The following is a 17,923-nucleotide window of genomic DNA, read 5'->3' as shown; positions in this document are numbered from 1 at the left end:
CAGAAATCCCATGATGACCGATGAAACGGCAGACCACAAAGAACAAGCCGCGTCCGAGGCAGTCGGTCAGGAGACCGACGAGCACGAGACGACCGCGACCGATGCGCCCGAGCAGGACGCGTCGAAGGATGACGGAGAGCCTCGCGTCGTGGATGAACCCAAGGCCGAACGAAGGCGATTGCAGGCCTCGATTTCGGTTCGCACACTTCTCGTCGGTGGCTTGATCGCTGCTCTCGTTGCCGGCATCGGCGTGATGACGTGGTTGTACATCGGCGCGAAACGTGACCTCGACGGACAAGCGCGAGAAGTGGCGGACACCAAGCGAGCCGAGAAGATCGCCCTCGACTACGCGACAAACGCCGCGGCGATGAACTTCAAAGACCTTCCGGCCTGGAAGGCCAAGCTCGTAGCCGGAACCAGTCCTGAACTCAAGGAAAGGCTTGGCGCAGCGGCGGACCAGATGGAGCAGATCCTCGTTCCGCTGCAATGGAATTCGACCGCACGGCCACTTTCGGCCAAGGTGCGGTCGAAGGTCGGCGGCGCTTATATCGTCGATGCGTTCGTCAGTGTGATGACCAGGACGGCGCAGGGTCCCGACCCCCTCCAGTCCACTGCCACCTACAGCGTGACCATCGACAGCGGGAAAAACTGGCAGATAACCGACGTAGGCGGTATCGGCGCCGCGGTAGAGGGACGATAGGAGGCCGCCATGGCGACGGCTCTTCGGCGGGAAACGATCGCGTTCGCCCGCCGCATCGTGGCTGTGCTCGCGGTCGCAATGGCGTCCTGTGCCACGTCAGGGGCCGACCCAGGGTCCGGTGGCGAGATGCCGTCCGATGACCAACTGATCCGGCCGCTTCCGGTCGTCGTCGTGAAGCCCACGAACTGGGTGCCAAAGTTTCCGTTTCCCTACGACAAGACACGCCATCTCGTCACCGAAGCAGACATCAATGCTGAGCGTGAACTGTGCCAGTGGTACACCCCTCAATACGGAGTTCTGATCGATCAAATCGACAGGCTGCAGTTCAACCGCTTACAGCAGAACGGGCCGGGTATCCGGACCGGAGCGGCCACCGACTCGGATTACAGCTTCGGTTCCGTCCAACAGCAGGCCGACATCGTCACTGGAAATATCGATCGGTCAATGGATTTCATCACCCCACGAGTGCAGGCATTCACGATAAACAACGACTACGCGGGCGACATTTACCTGCCGCTGTTTCAGGCGCACAGCTTTTACGTGTTGTGGCAAAACCTGGGCAACGTCAACAACGGCATCAAGGCCCACCAGCCCGACTGGTTCACAGGACCGTCGGTACAGCTGCTCAAGCGTGCGGGCAGCGAGATCAATCGATCGCACGTGTGCTGGTGAGCGCGTTGTGAGAGAACAAATGTTGAGGCGAGTGGATGGCCGGCGTGGGCGCGGGATCGCGCCGGTCATGGCGACGATCATGCTCCTAGGCGTCGGTTTCGCGCCAGCGCCTTCCGCGGGTGCTGACGCTACCGACAATCTGCGCTCGGCGGTCGATCAGGTCCGCGCCGGAACCTCGTGCGGAGCGCTTCGCGGCGATCCGATTATCGAGAAGGTTGCGACCAAGATTAATCAGTCGACGCAGAACTACATCGATCACCAGGCGACGCAAACGCCGATCACCGACCCGCTGACGGGCCTGAAGATCCTTGGCTACCGCGGCACGAAGGCCACCCTGCTCCAAGGGGCCTCAACGAACGATGCCGACTCGATCAAGGCGCTGATATTGCAGGGATACAACAAGATTCCCGATTGCGCCTACACGGATTTCGGCGCGAACATGCAGTTGAATGAACGAACTGGTTACTGGTTGACCGCAGTGGTGTTAGCCGGCGCGTGAGGGAGTGGATTGATGAGTCGCTTTCCCGCAGTGGTTGTTGGGACAATCGCGCCCGTTTGCGACCTGTTGTCCGCCCCAACCGCTCACGCCGCGGTCCCCGTCACCTACGAGGTCGTGTCAGCCGACATCGGCTCGGCGAACGTTGAATTCTTCGACGGACACGCGCGCGAAGCTCGGCCGAAGGTGCCACTTCCGTGGCGAACGACGGTGATGCTGGACAATCCGGCAAGCTTGGGAACCGATGTCGCCGAGATCCGGGCTGACTGGCGGTGGGCTGCCGCACCGAACAGGTGGGTGACGGTACGCGTCTACTTCGGGAACGTCGTTCGCTGCGCGAACACCCTCGATGTGGGGGACGCGGCCTGTTACGGCACGACTGGCTTCGAGAACTCGTGACCGCCATGAAAGGCAACATTCACTGTGCCGCAACGTCGTTTACCAGGAGGACGCGCTCAATGCCACTGCGCCCTCGATGGCTGATAGCGATCGGTTCTGCCATCGCGTTGACGCTGAGCGCTGCGATTCCCGGGCGCGCCGATCCGGCCCCTGATCCATCGATATCGCCCTTCCCGGCTGTGGACACGATCACGGCGTGGTACAACCAACTGCCCGCCGACGATTTCTTCCTTCCCAACAATTCTGGTGTCTGGTTCTTGTCGCCCACCGGTCTCAATTGCGGCATCTGGACTTGGGGAAGCTTCGGCTGTACCGGTGATATCCCCGGAATGCCTCCCGGTGAACGCCACATCGCCTGGTTCAACGGGAACCGCTCGGTGCACCACGGCTGGACGGCCGCCATCCAGTTTCCCGGCGGTCAAGCCCAACGTCCGCTGCCGCCGGGCAGCTATGTCACCTACGCCACCCCGGGCTCGGGTGAGACGACCTGTGCGGTCACTCCCGAGGGAAACACCTACTGCGAACACGGCGAATTCAAGTTTCTGACGACGCCGAATGGGACGTGGTTCAAATCGTGGGGCGACAGGAACTCCTATATCTGCAACAGTTACGGGACCTGCCCCCCGTGATGACGTTCAGCCGTTGTCCAGTCGGATTGCAATCGGTCCTTGAACCATCATGGGCGGATGCCGCCCCCCACTTGGTCAACGGTGGGACGTATGGGCCGACATGACGTTCATCGGGCTGCCCCTGACGGGGCCGGGTGGCCACAATGAGTGGCAGCATGCCGGCATGCCGTAGCGGTCAGCCTCTGAATGGACTGTGGCGCCGGAGAATTCGCCAGCGTCGCGCTTCCTGCATCTGTCGGGTGGTATGCCGGCCGACAAGCCAACAGCTCGGGCCCGCCGGTCAATGGAGCCGCGCGCTCGAGCCCAGTCCGATCTCCATCACCACGCCGGAAAGCACGCCGGGGTCGGTGACGAGGTGCACGACTGCTCGTGTGACGTCCTCGGCCTCGAGCCACGGTTCCGGTATCGGGTTGACCCGGGTGGCTCGCGCCACGATCGCCTCGTCGGGGATCCTTCCTGCCGGCATCGCCATCGGGGTGTCCACCGTGCACGGGCATACCACGTTGACGGTGACGCCCTCCTTCGCAACCTCGAGGGCGAGCGATTTCGCCATGCCGATGACCCCCCACTTAGTGGCGCTGTAGGCACTGATGTCGGGCAAGCCCATGCGTCCGCCCATTGACGACGTGACGACGATGCGGCCGAAGCCCAACTCACGCATGGGTTTAACGGCGGCGCGCAGGCAATGAAAGACGCCCGTCAAATTCGTGCCAACCAACTCGGCCCACATCGTGTCCGTGGTCTCCCAAAGCTTCGCCGGCGGCGAGACGATTCCGGCATTGGCAACGAGCACATCGAGGCTTCCGAGATCGGCCACTGCGGTACGCACAACGGCGTCAACGGCGGCGGCGTCGCGCACATCGGCCTCCACCGGGACGCACGCCCCGCCGGCCGCGGTGACGAGAGCGCAGGTTTCTTTCAGGTCATCGCTGCTGGCTAGCGGATATCGGATGCTGCTCATCGCGGCCGGGACGTCCAGCGCGACGACGGTGGCGCCCAGGCCGGCCAGGGCGAGAGCGTGCGAGCGGCCTTGGCCACGCGCCGCCCCCGTCACGAGCGCAACTCGCCCTTCCAGGCGACCGTCGCCGCTGCGGTCAATCATTGTTGGCAGTCTAGCTATCGGTGCTCGTGGCACCCGATTTAGTTACCAGGGTGTCGACGTAGGTGTCGACGACGTTCCATTTGGGTGTCCAGCCGAGTCGTTGTTTCGCCTTCGTGGAATCCATGATGAGCGGCACGCTGTACAGCTCGGCGACCGACGCGAAATCCGGGACGAAGCGGAATCGAGTGGAGGCGGCGATCCGGCTCATCGCCCGATAAAGCAGATTCTTTCCGAACGGCAGTGGACGAAAGCCGAAGATGCGGGCGATGTCCTCGCTGCTGATCACGCCTTCGCTACAGATGTGATACACCCCGGGTTCGCCGGCACCGAAGATGCACTGCACGAACGCCGACCCGACGTCGTCCTCGTGAATGGCCTGAGTCTCGAAGCGAGGCACGGGCATTGGGATCCGGAACGGCAGTCGGCGATTGCGGTCGATGAAGCCTCGCAGGCGCCGCAAGCCGTTGCCACTGCTCTTGTGCCCGATGAGGTGGGGACCCATCACGCCCGGCGTACGGAGCATGTAGAGATCGATACCAGGGGTGTCGGCTTCGAGTTCGGTAAGAGCTCGTTCGAGGTCGGCTTTCTGGCGCGCGTAATCGAAGTATTTGATCGGCCTGGGTGCCCACTCCTCGGTGACCCCGTACGGCATCTCTGGGTCGAATCCGATCGCCGAGATCGTCGAGGCGAACACAAAGCGCTTCGCACCTGCGGCTGCGGCCGCCTTGAAGGTATTCAAGGTGCCATCGATGTTGATCGCATAGGTCGCGGGATCTTTCGGCGAACCGGTGATGGCGAAGGCGAGGTGTACGACGACGTCGGCGCCCTCGAACGCCGCGGCCAGCTGGTCAGGGTTGCGTACGTCCCCCGGCCGGTAGATCATCTTCGACCAGCCGTGTTCGCTGGGTTCGAAAGGACTTCGGGCGATCCCAATGATTTCACCGATGCGGTCGTCTGCCTCCAGAAGCGGGATGAGACCGAAGCCGAACGTACCGGTCGGTCCGGTGACCGCAACCCTGAGTGACTTCTCGGCCACGATTAGTCTCTGACCTTGTCGCGCTGCGCCCGCACCACCGGAGGTGTCTTACCCCATTCGGGTACGCCGTCTTCGGGCTTGGCCATGGGATTTCCATCGTCGTGCAGCTGTGCCCAGTGCGCATGGTTGAGCTCGTGCAGTGAGAAGCATGCGTTGAGCGAGTTGTGAAAGCCCATGTTGTCGACGGTTTGATTAACCGATTCCTTGACCAACAGGGCCGCCACCGTCGGAACCTCGGCAACTCGTCGGGCGAAGTCCAGCGTCATGTCGCCGAGGTGATCGGTGGGAAAGACCTTGGCCACCATGCCGAGCGCGAACGCGTCGCTCGCGGATATGGAGTCGCCGGTCAGCATCAGCTCTTTGGTTTTGCGGGGGCCGAATTCCCATGGATGAGCGAAGTATTCCATGCCGCACATGCCCATGCGGGTGCCGACCACATCGGCGAACTCTGTGTTGTCGGCGGCCACGATCAGATCACATGCCCACATCAACATGAGGCCGGCGGAATAGACCTTGCCGTGTACCTGGGCGATGGTGATCTTGCGAAGGTTGCGCCAGCGCAGCGTGTTCTGAAAGAAGTAGTGCCATTCCTGCAACATCAGGGACTCCGCGCCTCGCCGGGTGCCGCCGTTGACCTTCCACGACGGATGCTGATTCGGGCCGGGAAGATATTCCTCCTGGGCTTCGGGAGACACCACGTCGTGACCGGCGGAGAACATCTTCCCGGTGCCGCCGAGAATGATGACCCGTACGTCGTCGTCGGCCTCAGCCTCCAGGAATGCTTCGTTGAGCTCGACCAGCATGCCGCGGTTCTGGGCGTTTCGCGTTGCCGGACGGTTGAGCAATATCCTCACCACTCGCCCGTCGTCGTGCCGCTCGACGAGCAGGTACTTGTAATCGGCCATAGCCGTCCCTCTTTTCCGATGCTGTTCACCGTGTATGCGCCCGCGGTCGATATCTGGGCTGCCGTCCGTGAATGGATGATCACCGACCGGCTATTATCTACGCGGTATAAACTTTAGCGTGCCAGACGTGTGGGGCAAACCACTTCGCCGCGGTCCGCCGGACTCGTGCGGCGGCGACGACGGACTAGAGGGACGCCGCAAAATGTACGACGAGAACCTGACCGAAGAGCAGCGGATGCTGCGTCAGACCACCACCCAGTTCATCGAAGCGCAACTGCCGCTGTCGGTTGCCCGGACGCTGCACGACGATCCGAGCGGCTACGACAGAACGTGGCTGTCCCAAACGGCGGACCTGGGGTGGTACTCGATGTTGATCGCCGAGAAATACGGCGGGGGCAGCATGACAAATCACCCGCTCATCGACGTCGCGACGATCGCTGACTCGGTGGGGCGCTACCTACAACCAGGACCGTTCATCCCGATGAATGTGGTCGGCGCTGCGATTTCGGAGTTCGGCACTGATGCGCAACGCGAAGATTTTCTGCCCAAGATCGCCGCCGCTGAAGCCGTTATGACGTGGGCGCCTTTCGACTCCGGGGGTGAGTGGGACTCGGGAGGGGGGCTGGAGGTGTCGCGGGATGGCTCGCAAGTCGTGCTTCGTGGCGTGCGCGGCTTCGTCCCCGAAGCGCAGTCGGCCGACTACTTGCTCGCGGTCGGTCGGTGTGACGGCGAGCCGGTTCAGGTTATTGTGCCAACCGGGTCCGCCGGCGTGGGTGTCGAAGCGCTGACGTGCTACGACCTTTCCCGGCGCATCGCAGACGTGTCATTCGACGATGTGCGCCTTCCGGCCGCGGCTCTCCTCGGCGCGGACGATATCGACGCGCACGAAAGCCTGGAGCGCCAGCTGCAAATCGCTGTGGTGCTGGCGTGCGCGGAAACCGTGGGCGCGCTCGATGCGATGTTCTCCATGACGGTTCAGTACTCGAAAGATCGGATCGCCTTCGGTCGCCCGATCGGGTCGTTTCAGGCGATCAAACACATCATGGCAGACCTGCTGCTCTACCTTGAGAGCTGCAAAGCGGCCACGGCCGAGGCCGCACAAGTGGTCGACCGCCGCGCCGGCGATGCCGCCGAGATCGTCTCGATGACCGCGGCGTATGTGGACGAGTACGCCACTGAGATTGCCCAAGAGTGCCTGCAGGTGCACGGCGGTATCGGCTTCACGTGGGAGCACGACCTTCATCTGTACATGCGGCGCATTCGGACCACGACAAGCATGTGGTGTGAGAAGGCGTGGCACTACGAGCGAATCTGCGAGGCGTGTGCGTTGTGAGCAAGGCGAACGAACTAGACGCGTACCGTGCCGCGATGCGGGAATGGCTGTCGGCGAATCTCCCGCGGCGCAGTGGTGAAGCCGACGGTATTCCGACCGAGGTTGCCGCCGAGGAAGTCGCCGCAGGTCGAATAGCGCAGAGGAAGGTGTACGACGCGGGTTACCTCGGCATCAATGTCCCGACTGAATACGGCGGTCAGGGGCTCAGCAACGCCCATCAGCAGGTCTGGGTCGACGAATCCGCCGGCTACGATGTTCCGCTGCCTGCAGGCATCGCCTCGATCGTGACGATGCGGGTCGTTCTGCCGACCTTGCTGCACAATGCCGCTGAGCAGCAAAAGTGCGAGTGGATTCCGCGCGTGCTGCGGGGTGAGGACATCTGGGTCCAGCTCCTGTCCGAGCCAGACGCTGGGTCGGACCTCGCCGGGATTCGCACCCAGGCCCGTCGCGACGGCGACAAGTGGATCCTGCAGGGCACCAAACTGTGGTCGTCTGGCGCAATTCACGCCGACTACGGGATCTGTTTGGCCCGAACGGATCAGAATGTGCCCAAGCACCGCGGGCTCACGTGGTTCAAAGTGCCGTTGCGTGACGAGCACGTCACTGTGCGCCCGGTACGTCAGGTCAACGGCAGCGAGGAGTTCTGCGAGGAATTTCTTGACAACGTCGTGCTTGGCGACGAGATGGTCATCGGTTCAGTGAACGACGGCTGGAAGGTCGCGAATTCGATGCTCATGTTCGAGCGCGGAGCCGGCCACATCGACCTGTCCCCATCTACCTCGGAATCCCGCAGTAAGCATGCTTCTGATCTCGTCGAGTTGGCGGGCAATGGTATTGCGTCCCGCTGCGAAACGGCGCGCGGCCGCGGATCGGGTCCGGCGATCGCGGCGCAACGCACCAAGGACTGGGTCCATGAAGTCCTCACCCGCCGAGTCACCGCGCGCCTCATGAGCGGTGCGGCCAACCCTGCCACGTCCGCACTGATCAAGTTGTCGATCGGCACACGGGGCCCTGACCGCGCAATCGCCGGCATGCAGATCGGTGGACGCAACGCCATCGCCTGGCGCAGCCCCGGTTCGGCAGGCGACAGGGCGGCCAGCAACTACGTCTACGGGCGACAGTTCGCGATCGCGGGCGGCAGCAACCAGATCCAGCGCAACATCATCAGTGAACGCGTCCTGGGCCTACCCCGTGAGCCGAGCTACGACAATGAAAAGCCGTTCAAAGACGTCCTGCGCGACGCCCAGAAGTGGACAGCTGGCTGACATGACGCGCAGGAACGGGCGACCAACCGCCAAAGCCGGCTTACCTAAATTACGTCAGAAATTTGTCTCGGGACCTCGAACGTTTCGCGCGGACCTTCATTATGGTGGTCGAATTGCAGGCCCGAGGAGCGCAATCCCATGACCACCACCTTGCGAGTCGCGATAGCGCTGATCGTGGGCTGCTTCGCGGCGGTGAGCACCCCTGGGGTCGCTCGCGCCGAGGAGTTCGTGACATACGAAGTAGTGGCACAATCGCCCTCTCTCACTTCGGTGAACGTCGACTACGCCGACCTCTCCGGGCCGGTCGCCCTGCAGAACGTTGCGCTGCCGTGGCGAATGAACGCCGCAGTGGCTGACCCTCACAGCGTCGACACGACGCTGCACGTCACGTGGCAATCTCCGGTGCGCTACAAGTGGGTGATCGTCCGAATCTGGACCCGCGGAAGCCTGCTGTGTGAGGCCATCGCTGATGCAGGAGAAACCACCTGCACGGCTAAGGGGTATTACAAAGGCGAGATGCCGAGATGGATGCCGCCCATGTCTCCTCCCGGCGCTAGCTGAGCGTCGCGGCCCCAACCACTTCCTACGGGGGATGAGAAATGAGACAGCGATTCGCATGCCGGTTGATGATCGGAGTGGTGACTGCGTGGCTCACGGCCGGTTCCGTGCTCGTACCCACGCCGGCCTCTGCGGCCCCTTGTGATGGACCAAATTGTGTCGAACATCTGAGGACCGGCGCAGTCGAAGGTGCACAGTGCCAGGCCGCCAGGCTCTACCCATTCGGGCTGGACGCGAACGGCAATACCTTCATTTGCTACGCCACGTACCGTAACCCCACAACGGCGACCTGGGTGGCGGTTCCCGGGCTCGTGGGTGTGCGAGATTTTGGGGCTCTGTGCTCTGGCCCTGGGGTCGCACAGTCGCTCGACGGAATCCCGATGGTCTGCAGAGATGGCATCTGGGATCGCTATACGCCTGCCCTCCCAGTGAACTGAGAAGCTACCCTGGGGGAACTTAATTATATATATTTAAAAACCCTGCGGTTCGCGGCCGCCGTAAACACCTGCCTCAGGAGGGGATTCGAACATGAGTGATGCGGTGCTTTACCCGCCGATGCCAAAGCCCGACAGTGTGAGCGAATTCTTCTGGAGCGGGGTGGATCGGCATGAACTGCTGATCCTGCGGTGTCAGGCATGCGGAACATATCTGCATCCCCCGAAGGAGGTGTGCCGAGCCTGCCTGAGCACAAACCTGGAGCCAGAGCGGGTGTCCGGTGACGCCACACTCGTCACCTGGACAGAGCCCCGCAAGGCTTACGATCCGTACTTCGCTGCCCATCAGCCCTACATCTTCGCCACTGTCAACCTCGTCGAGCAGGAACCGCTGCGCTTCGCGACTAACCTCGTCGACTGCACCGGTGACGAACTGCGGATCGGACAACCGCTGGCCGTGACGTTCCGTGAGGTTGCGCCGGGCTGTACGCTGCCGCTGTTCGAGGTCGTCGGGCGATGACCGCGATGCAGAATCGCGTGGCGATCGTCGGCGTCGGGTATTCGGAAACCGGCCGTATGCTGCCGTTTTCCGACGATCAGCTCGTGACGCAGGCCGTCGCTGCCGCCCTCGACGACGCGGGGCTGAAACAGGGTGATGTCGATGGGATTTCAACCACCGGCGGCGTCTCGATGTCGATAGGTTCGCTACTCGGAATCTTGCCACTGAATTGGTTTTTCACCTCGAGCCTATACGGACCGTCTTTCGCCGAGACCGCAGTAATGGCGATGGACGCAATCGCTTCCGGATCGTGCCACACCGCTCTGGCCTTGCGTGTCATCCGCCAGCCGCGGGCCGGGGACCACCCGATCGCCGCGATCACCGCGGGCGGGCCCGCGGACGGCCCGACTCGCGTCGGCGGCCAGCAGCAGTGGACAGCGCCGTTCGGCGGCAGCCTACCGGCGGCGTTCATCGGCGGCCTCCAGATGCAGCGGTATATGAGCGAATTCGGTGCCAAGGAAGAGGATTTCGCGCGACACGCCGTCGTCCAGCGCGGTCACGCGATGCGAAACCCCGAAGCGCTATTTCGTGAGCCGCTCGACGTCGATGAGTACCTGGCGTCCCGCTACGTCAGTAAACCGGTGCGACTCCTCGATTGCGACTACCCGGTTGATTCCGCGTCCGCGGTCATATTCACCACCCCCGAGCGCGCCAGGGAATGCCGTAAGCCCGCCGTGTTGGTCGATTCGTGGGCGATGTCGGCGGTAGCCGACATCGACATGGCATTGCTCGATGACTTCACATCGAACGCAATCGGCCACTGCAGTGACACCCTGTGGTCCCGAACTGATCTGCGGCCCGCTGATGTCGACTGCGCGGGACTGTATGACGGCTTCTCAATCATTACGTTCGAATGGCTTGACGCTCTTGGCTTCTGTGGTCGTGGGGAGGCGCCACAGTTCATCAACGACGGCCACACCGGACCTGGCGGGTCGCTCCCGACGAATACAGACGGGGGCGCCTGCAATGTCGGCCGTCGCCACGGGGCCAACTTCTGCATCGAATCGGTCAGACAACTTCGTGGTGAGTGCGGTGAGCGCCAGGTACCCGAAGCCGAAGTGGCTGTATGGTCGAACGCCACCGGGTCGTTCGCGGGCGCTGCGATCCTCACTGTTGATCGATGATGATGATGCTCAGCCGATGAGCGCCAGGATCAGGTGCTTTAGGCCCCAATCCAATCCGACCAAGAACTCGAGCGCCGCGCCAACGCGCCTTTCGGTTACGTTGGATCGCCAGCCTCAAGCGTGATTGCTCATAGCGGAAACTTTGTTCCCGTGAGTTGCTCCGACAACTCCCAAAGCGCGGCAGCCGTCGTGACGTTTCGAGCCGCCGGACTCCGGCCGACTGGCTTGCTGCGGCCCAGCATCCCGAAACGTGGACCGATGAAGGTATCGCCCGGCAGGTCCTGCGACACCGCGTACAACGTCTGCCGGGCACCGAAATCGGCGCTGGTGGACATCCGCTTCGTGGCCGCAGCCAATACGTCGCCGAGGCGACGCCCAGATGTGTTCATCAAGTTGGTTTGCGAGTAGCCGGGGTGGGCCGCGATCGAACGCAGCTGCGAACCGGCGGCGTCAAGGCGGCGTTGCAGCTCGCCCGTGAACAGCAGGTTGGCCAGTTTCGACTGGCCGTAGGCGAGATAAGCGGCGTACTTTCGCGCCTTCCAGTTGAGGTCATCGAGGTCGATGCCCCCGCGCCAATGGGTGATCGAGGAGATAGTTACGACTCGGTCGCTGAGCTTGGGCAGCAGTAGGTTGGTCAGCGCAAAGTGCCCCAAATGGTTTGTGCCGATGTGGCGTTCGAAGCCATCAACCGTCATCGAGTAGGGGACAGCCATGATGCCCGCGTTGTTGACCAGGACGTCGGCCGCATCGACGCTGTCTGCGAACTTTCGGACGGACGACAGATCTTGCAGATCGAGTTCACGTACCTCGGTATCGCCGGCGATCTGCTGTGCGGCGGCTTTGCCCTTATCTGTGTTACGCACGGCCATAATGACTTTGGCTCCAACCCGAGCCAATTCGCGAGCCGTCACCGCGCCTAGGCCGCTGTTGGCCCCGGTGATGACGACGGTGCGTCCGAGGAATGACGGCAGATCGTCTGCGGTCCAATTGGTCACTCCCCGAGTATTCCCTTCAGCACTCGACGTGCAACTCCGGGTGTTGAGTTCGGGCAATGTGGTCGATTCGGGAGTGCCTCCGACGGACGTCTTAAGCGGCAGGCGTGGCGATGCCCGCTGCGCTGTTGACACGGTTAGTGGCGAGTGGTAGACACGAATACAGAATCTGTCTGCGTGTCTACCGCTGAGGAGCGTACAGTGCCTTTGCAGGACGATGTACAGATCGTGTCGGTGGACGATCACCTGATCGAGCATCCCCGCGTGTGGCAAGATCGCCTGCCTTCCAAATACCTGGAGGACGGCCCGCGAATTGTCGAGGATGAGCATGGGCACCATCTCTGGGCATACGAGGGTGAACTGCACGCGCAGGTTGGCCTGAACGCGGTGGCGGGTCGGCCATACGAGGAATACGGGCTCGAGCCTATGAAATTCCAGGACATGATTCCGGGCTGCTATGACCCGGTAGAACGCGCCAAAGACATGGATCTGGACGGAGTGCAGGCGGCACTGTGCTTCCCCTCGTTCCCGGGCTTCTCCGGTTCGACCTTTCACAAAGCCAAAGACAAAGCGCTGGCACTCGAATGCGTGCGCGCCTGGAACGACTTCTCTCTTGATGAATGGTGCGGTTCGGCGCCGGACCGCTACGTTCCGGTCGTCATGGTGCCGACGTGGGACGTCGACCTGGCTGTCGCCGAGGTGGAGCGGACAGCTTCAAAAGGCGCACGCACGATCAGTTTTCCCGAGAGCCCGGTGCCCCTGGGGATGCCGTCCCTGCACTCTCGGTACTGGGACCCACTGTGGAGCGCCGCTGAGGCCACCGATATGCCGCTGAGCATGCACTTCGGCACGTCCACGTACCTGCCCGGATACAGCTTCGGCGCGAGCGGGGTGACCACCGATGACCAGGACCAATATGACCAGCACAGCGGGCAGGAGGACATTCCGTTCGCGGTGGCGATCACGCTCTTCGGCACCAATCTGATGTGGACCACCGTCGATCTGCTGCTGTCGGGTGCATTGCAGCGTCATCCCAACCTGAAGATCTCGCTGGCCGAGGGCGGCATCGGATGGATTCCCTACATCCTCGAGCGCACGGACTACGTGTGGGACCGGCATCGCTGGTACCAGAAGATCGACAAGGACACTCGGCCCTCCGATCTGTTCAAGAAGCACTTCTACGGCTGCTTCATCGACGACGAATTCGGACTGAAGAACCGCGACGCGATCGGGGTCGATCGGCTGCTGCTCGAAGTGGATTATCCGCACTCCGATTCGAGCTGGCCGAATTCACGCAAGCGCGCCCAAGAGGTTCTTGTCTCGGTGTCGGATAGCGATGCACGCAAGATCGCCGAAGACAACGCCCGGCAGCTGTTCCGCTACCCGCGGTCGGGCTGGAAGTGACACCTGATACCCAAGCCGGCGCCAAGCGAAGCGAGGGCTTCCTCGCCGGTGTCACCGTCGTCGAGCTTGCCGACGAGACCGGCGAGTACGTGGGCAAGCTGCTTGCCGGGCTCGGCGCGAACGTCATCAAGGTCGAACCGCCAGTCGGTGAGATCACCCGGACCTATGGGCCCTTCAAAGATGACATCGAGAATCCCGAACAGAGCCTTCACTTTTGGCACTCCAACATCGGCAAGCGAAGCGTGGTCTTGGATCTCGACGAACCGGCAGATCAGGCACGACTGCGGGACTTGGTCTCCCGCGCCGACGTCTTCGTGCACACCCGATCTTTGGATTACATGCGTACCCGTGGCCTCGACCAGGAAGCATTGCGCGCCAACGTGCCCGGACTGATCTACTGCCGAATATCGCCGTTCGGTGACGACGGCCCATGGGCCGACTATCCCGGCAGCGACCTCGTTCATCTCGCACTGGGCGGCGTAGCCATGAACTGTGGCTATGACCCCGAGCCGTCAGGGCACTACGACACGCCTCCGATCGCGCCTCAGATGTGGCAGGCGTACTGCATCGCCGGCGAGACGACATCGATCGCCATCATCACGGCGTTGATCTATCGGCAGTCTTCGGGGCGGGGCCAATACCTCTCGGCATCGATCCATGATGCGGTCAGCAAGAACACCGAGACCGACGTTCCGAACTGGGTATACCAACGCCTCACCAATCTGCGACAGACGTGTCGGCATTCGATGCCGACGGCGGCTGTCCCAGCGCTCGCGCTGACCAAAGACGGTCGTTGGCTGCTGCCCTACCGGACCTACCTGCCGGGTGGCAGCGCCCTGTTCAAAGCTCTGGTCGACATGCTGGCGCGCCACGGGATGCAGGCCGATCTGGACGATCCGAAATACCTTGACGACGCCTACCGCGCCCAACCCGTCGTTGCCCAGCACATCGGCGACGTCACTGACCGGCTCATCGGCCGGTTCCTTGCCAATCGGGAGATCTGGCAGGAGGCGCAGCAGGTCGGAATGCCCTGGGCGCCAATCCGTTCGCCGCACGAGAATGTCACCGATCCGCACTTCAGCGCCCGAGAGGCGTTCAAGGTCGTCGAGCATCCCGAACTCGGCGAGAGCTATACCTACACCGGGGCGCGGTGGTACTGCCCGGAGGTGCCGTGGCAGTCGGACACGCGGCCACCGATGCTCGGTGAGCACACAGCGGAGGTCTTCGAGGAGATCTCCACCCAAGGCGCACCCGGGCCCCGCGCGAGCCATGTGGCCCACCGCGCGGCCGCCGAGGTGTCCCCGTCGGGGAAGCCATTCGCGTTGTCGGGGGTTCGCGTGGTCGACTTGTCCTGGCTGCTTGCCAGCGCCGGTGCGGGGCGGTTTCTCGCGGCGCACGGCGCGGAAGTGGTCAAGGTCGAACACTCCAGCCGTTGGGACACAATGCGTTTCGGTGCCGGATTCGCTCCGGAGGGCGGCCGTGCCGAGCGTGACAAGGCCCAGGGGCCGATTGCCGTACCGGCCGGCGACCGTGGGCCGAACAAGTCCGGCGCGTTCATGGAGATCAATGCGGGCAAGCTCGGGGTGAGCTTGAACCTGAAATCAGCCGAGGGCAAGCAGATTCTCGAGCGCCTGATCGCCGAAGCCGACATGGTGATCGAGGGATTCTCACCGGGAACCATGGAGCGCATGGGATTCGGGTACGAGAGGTTGAAAGAAATCAACCCCGAGATCATCTATGTTCAGCAGTCCGGTACCGGGGAGCACGGCTGCTACAAGGGCATGCGAACTTACGGGCCGACGGCGGCCGCGTTCGCGGGCAATAGCGAAATGTCCGGCATGCCCGCGCCTTTCCCGCCCGCCGGCATCGGATACTCCTACCTCGACTGGTTCGGCGCCTACAACATGGCCACAGCCATGCTGGCAGCGCTCTTCCGCAAGCAGCGGACCGGCCTCGGCTGCCACATCGACGCCTCTCAGATCGAAATCGGTATCTATCTGACGGGCACCGCGGTTCTCGACCACAGCGTCAACGGGCGCGTCTATGAGCGCACAGGTAACCGCTCTCCATACAAGCCTGCGGCTCCGCACGGCATCTATCCGACTCGGGGCGTGGACCGCTGGATTGCGCTGTCATCTTTCACCGATGAGCATTGGACGACATTGGTCGAAGTACTGAACAAACCAGAACTCGGGGCCGATGCGCGGTTCGCCACACTGGCCGACCGCCTGGCGCATCAGGACGAACTTGACGCGGTCGTCGCTGCGTGCACGGCGGATTGCGACGGCTACGAACTGATGTACGCGCTGGCGGGCCGCGGGTTTCCGGCGGGTGTCTGTCAGACGGCACAGGATCGTTGCGAAAACGACCCTCAACTCGCTCACCTGGGCTGGCTGGAGGAGGTTCCACAGTCCGAGATCGGCACCTGGCCGGTAAGGACGCTGCCGGTTGTCTTCAGCGAAACACCCTCATATATAGGGGGTTTCGTCGGCCGATCGGGTCCGAATTACGGCGAAGACAATCTCAGCTTTTACCCAAGTCGGCTCGGGTTGACTATGGCGGAGGTCGAGGAGCTGTTACGGACTGGTGTCTTCTAGGAGCAAGCCCTCGCGGATCAGAAAACTGATCGCGACACCCACCGAGACAGGAGATTGACATGGGACGAGTGCAGGACAAGGTCGTCTTCATCACCGGTGTGGCGCGCGGCCAAGGACGCGCACACGCTGTCCGTCTGGCCGAAGAGGGCGCGAACATCATCGGTATCGACATCGCCGAGAACATCGCGACGGTGCCGTATCCGATGGCGTCCGAGGCGGAGCTGGACGAAACCAGGGACCTCATCAGCGATGCAGGCGGAAAGCACCACCTCGTCAAGGGTGACGTACGCGACAAGCGTGCGGTCGCTGATGCTTTGCGCGAGGGTGTCGAATTGTTCGGCGGCCTTCATGGCGTCGTCGCGCAGGCCGGCATCATGGCCGTGGGCAACACGGACCCGATATCTTTCAACGACACCGTGGACGTGAATCTGGTCGGAGTACTCAACACGGTAAGCGCCGCGTATCCCTTCCTGAAGGACGGCTCGTCGATCGTGATCACGGGCTCCTACGCGGCGTTCACGTCGGCCCTGAAAGCCGATCCGAACGGCGGCGCCGGTGGTTTGGGTTATGTCGCCTCGAAGCGTCTGCTCGCCGCGTACACCCACGAACTCGCGCTTGCCGTCGCGCCGCGCCGGATCCGCGCTAACGCGGTGCACCCGACGTCGGTCGATACGGCGATCATGCGCAATGAACCGCTGTACAAGTCATTCCGGCCCGATCTGGAGTCGCCGACGCTCGAGGATGCGCTGCCGGCCTTTCCAGCGCTCAACCTGTTTCCGGACCCGTGGGTCGATGTTTCGGATGTTGCACACGCGGTGGTGTACCTCATCTCTGACGAGTCGCGCGCGGTGACCGGCACACAGATGCGAGTGGACCTGGGCGCTTGGATCAAGTTGCACGATTACACGTTCCCGTGATCGGGGTGAGGAATCGAGATTGAACTGCGCCTCTCATGTCGCCACTGGGGTCCACCGACACCGGGCTGTCTCTGGGTCGGGACAACACGCTCATGCTGTTACGCTGGTTATTCGTGAGCGGCGATATTCCGGCGTGGCAGGGTAGCCCGGTCGGCGGCGCCCGATGACCGCTCACCAGGACACCGCGTTCGGCGGTCGGTTCAAGGTGTTCACATCTCGCGCCGCCCAGGTTGCCGACGATGCACCGCGCGGGGACCGCATTCTCGACGCAGCTCGCCGGTGCTACGTGACCATCGGCTGGGACAAGACCACCATGGAAGACGTCGGGCGCATCGCTGGGATGTCGCGTGCCACCCTGTATAAGCACTTCCCGACCAGCGAAGGACTGCACAAGGCGGTCCGGGCCCAAGCCGTCGACATGATGCGTCGGGACTTCGAAGATGCACTCGCCGACGGGAAGAACCTCGCGGACAGTCTGGGCAATGTTGCAGCTGCGCTTACGGTTTGGTGTTCGACGATGCGGTCGGTCGACAATCCGAATGCGTTGTACTTTCGCATTCATGCCGAGGAATCGGCTGTGATCATCGATGTGCTGGAGGAGGTCTTGGCCCCTCGAATGGCACAGGCGCGAAAGGCCGGTGAGGTCAGCAAGGGCCGTGACATCGGTCGGGCGGTGGAATGGGTCGCCCGATGCATCGCCGGATTCGCATTATTGCCCACCGGGCGCGATGCAGAGAACGACTATCCGTTCGTCGCTCGCGAATTCATCAGCGAATTCGTGGTGCCGCCACTGTAGCCGGA

18 protein-coding genes are annotated in these 17,923 nt (G+C 62.7%); 14 read left to right on the top strand and 4 right to left on the bottom strand.

The features are described from left to right. Positions 1-10: 10 nt before the first annotated feature. The 5 genes from BRW65_RS01190 to BRW65_RS01170 all read left to right on the top strand — a co-directional run bounded on the left by BRW65_RS01190 (position 11) and on the right by BRW65_RS01170 (position 2,896). Complete coding sequence (locus BRW65_RS01190) at positions 11-700, top strand: hypothetical protein (RefSeq protein ID WP_139272807.1); 690 nt, start codon at positions 11-13, stop codon at positions 698-700. A gap of 126 nt (positions 701-826) precedes the next feature. Beyond that, the gene (locus BRW65_RS01185; protein WP_244167946.1) at positions 827-1,372 is read left to right on the top strand and encodes a hypothetical protein; all 546 of its coding nucleotides are present in this window, start codon (positions 827-829) and stop codon (positions 1,370-1,372) included. Positions 1,373-1,439: 67 nt separating this feature from the next. Continuing rightward, positions 1,440-1,871 (top strand): hypothetical protein, encoded by a 432-nt coding sequence (locus BRW65_RS01180; protein ID WP_073870256.1) that lies wholly within the window; start codon positions 1,440-1,442, stop codon positions 1,869-1,871. Between the two features lie 12 nt (positions 1,872-1,883). Then, the gene (locus BRW65_RS01175) at positions 1,884-2,267 is read left to right on the top strand and encodes a hypothetical protein (RefSeq protein WP_139272806.1); all 384 of its coding nucleotides are present in this window, start codon (positions 1,884-1,886) and stop codon (positions 2,265-2,267) included. Between the two features lie 59 nt (positions 2,268-2,326). Beyond that, the gene (locus BRW65_RS01170; RefSeq protein WP_073870253.1) at positions 2,327-2,896 is read left to right on the top strand and encodes a hypothetical protein; all 570 of its coding nucleotides are present in this window, start codon (positions 2,327-2,329) and stop codon (positions 2,894-2,896) included. A 280-nt stretch (positions 2,897-3,176) separates the two neighbouring features. Here BRW65_RS01170 and BRW65_RS01165 read toward each other — a convergent pair whose 3' ends face one another. Genes BRW65_RS01165 through BRW65_RS01155 form a run of 3 tightly spaced genes read right to left on the bottom strand, consistent with a single transcriptional unit; the run spans position 3,177 to position 5,939 of the window. After that, complete coding sequence (locus BRW65_RS01165) at positions 3,177-3,998, bottom strand: SDR family NAD(P)-dependent oxidoreductase (protein WP_073870251.1); 822 nt, start codon at positions 3,996-3,998, stop codon at positions 3,177-3,179. Positions 3,999-4,008: 10 nt separating this feature from the next. After that, the gene (locus BRW65_RS01160) at positions 4,009-5,034 is read right to left on the bottom strand and encodes an NAD-dependent epimerase/dehydratase family protein (RefSeq protein ID WP_208611732.1); all 1,026 of its coding nucleotides are present in this window, start codon (positions 5,032-5,034) and stop codon (positions 4,009-4,011) included. A 2-nt stretch (positions 5,035-5,036) separates the two neighbouring features. Continuing rightward, a complete protein-coding gene (locus tag BRW65_RS01155; RefSeq protein WP_073870245.1) occupies positions 5,037-5,939 on the bottom strand; it encodes an enoyl-CoA hydratase in 903 nt (300 codons plus the stop codon). 202 nt (positions 5,940-6,141) lie between these two features. On the opposite strand from BRW65_RS01155, the gene BRW65_RS01150 reads away from it, so the two are divergent. The 5 genes from BRW65_RS01150 to BRW65_RS01125 all read left to right on the top strand — a co-directional run bounded on the left by BRW65_RS01150 (position 6,142) and on the right by BRW65_RS01125 (position 11,212). Beyond that, positions 6,142-7,272 (top strand): acyl-CoA dehydrogenase family protein, encoded by a 1,131-nt coding sequence (locus BRW65_RS01150; protein ID WP_073870244.1) that lies wholly within the window; start codon positions 6,142-6,144, stop codon positions 7,270-7,272. Further along, positions 7,233-8,537: an acyl-CoA dehydrogenase family protein gene (locus tag BRW65_RS01145; RefSeq protein WP_347876607.1), complete on the top strand. Its 1,305-nt coding sequence runs from the start codon at positions 7,233-7,235 to the stop codon at positions 8,535-8,537. The genes BRW65_RS01150 and BRW65_RS01145 overlap by 40 nt, the downstream gene beginning before the upstream one ends. Before the next feature lie 138 nt (positions 8,538-8,675). Then, positions 8,676-9,098 (top strand): hypothetical protein, encoded by a 423-nt coding sequence (locus BRW65_RS01140; protein WP_073870242.1) that lies wholly within the window; start codon positions 8,676-8,678, stop codon positions 9,096-9,098. A gap of 525 nt (positions 9,099-9,623) precedes the next feature. Then, complete coding sequence (locus BRW65_RS01130; protein WP_084187636.1) at positions 9,624-10,049, top strand: Zn-ribbon domain-containing OB-fold protein; 426 nt, start codon at positions 9,624-9,626, stop codon at positions 10,047-10,049. Beyond that, positions 10,046-11,212 carry a thiolase family protein gene (locus tag BRW65_RS01125; protein WP_073870239.1) on the top strand — a complete coding sequence of 389 codons (1,167 nt, stop codon included), beginning with the start codon at positions 10,046-10,048 and terminating at the stop codon, positions 11,210-11,212. Before BRW65_RS01130 ends, BRW65_RS01125 begins: the two co-directional genes overlap by 4 nt. 128 nt (positions 11,213-11,340) lie before the next feature. On the opposite strand, the gene BRW65_RS01120 is transcribed toward BRW65_RS01125, so the two are convergent. Then, positions 11,341-12,207 carry an oxidoreductase gene (locus tag BRW65_RS01120; RefSeq protein ID WP_073870237.1) on the bottom strand — a complete coding sequence of 289 codons (867 nt, stop codon included), beginning with the start codon at positions 12,205-12,207 and terminating at the stop codon, positions 11,341-11,343. Positions 12,208-12,405: 198 nt separating this feature from the next. Between BRW65_RS01120 and BRW65_RS01115 the strand changes: the two genes are divergently transcribed. The 4 genes from BRW65_RS01115 to BRW65_RS01100 all read left to right on the top strand — a co-directional run bounded on the left by BRW65_RS01115 (position 12,406) and on the right by BRW65_RS01100 (position 17,918). After that, positions 12,406-13,608 carry an amidohydrolase family protein gene (locus BRW65_RS01115; protein ID WP_073870235.1) on the top strand — a complete coding sequence of 401 codons (1,203 nt, stop codon included), beginning with the start codon at positions 12,406-12,408 and terminating at the stop codon, positions 13,606-13,608. Further along, the gene (locus BRW65_RS01110; RefSeq protein WP_073870232.1) at positions 13,605-16,205 is read left to right on the top strand and encodes a CaiB/BaiF CoA transferase family protein; all 2,601 of its coding nucleotides are present in this window, start codon (positions 13,605-13,607) and stop codon (positions 16,203-16,205) included. Before BRW65_RS01115 ends, BRW65_RS01110 begins: the two co-directional genes overlap by 4 nt. A 59-nt stretch (positions 16,206-16,264) precedes the next feature. Continuing rightward, positions 16,265-17,122 carry a mycofactocin-coupled SDR family oxidoreductase gene (locus tag BRW65_RS01105; protein ID WP_073870229.1) on the top strand — a complete coding sequence of 286 codons (858 nt, stop codon included), beginning with the start codon at positions 16,265-16,267 and terminating at the stop codon, positions 17,120-17,122. A 163-nt stretch (positions 17,123-17,285) separates the two neighbouring features. Continuing rightward, the gene (locus tag BRW65_RS01100) at positions 17,286-17,918 is read left to right on the top strand and encodes a TetR/AcrR family transcriptional regulator (protein WP_073870226.1); all 633 of its coding nucleotides are present in this window, start codon (positions 17,286-17,288) and stop codon (positions 17,916-17,918) included. Positions 17,919-17,923: the final 5 nt, after the last annotated feature.

Origin of the sequence: Mycobacterium paraffinicum, from assembly GCF_001907675.1 — a bacterium.
Lineage (GTDB): Bacteria > Actinomycetota > Actinomycetes > Mycobacteriales > Mycobacteriaceae > Mycobacterium > Mycobacterium paraffinicum_A.
Note: the sequence above shows the minus strand (reverse complement) of the source record. Positions and strands in the feature narration are given on the sequence as shown.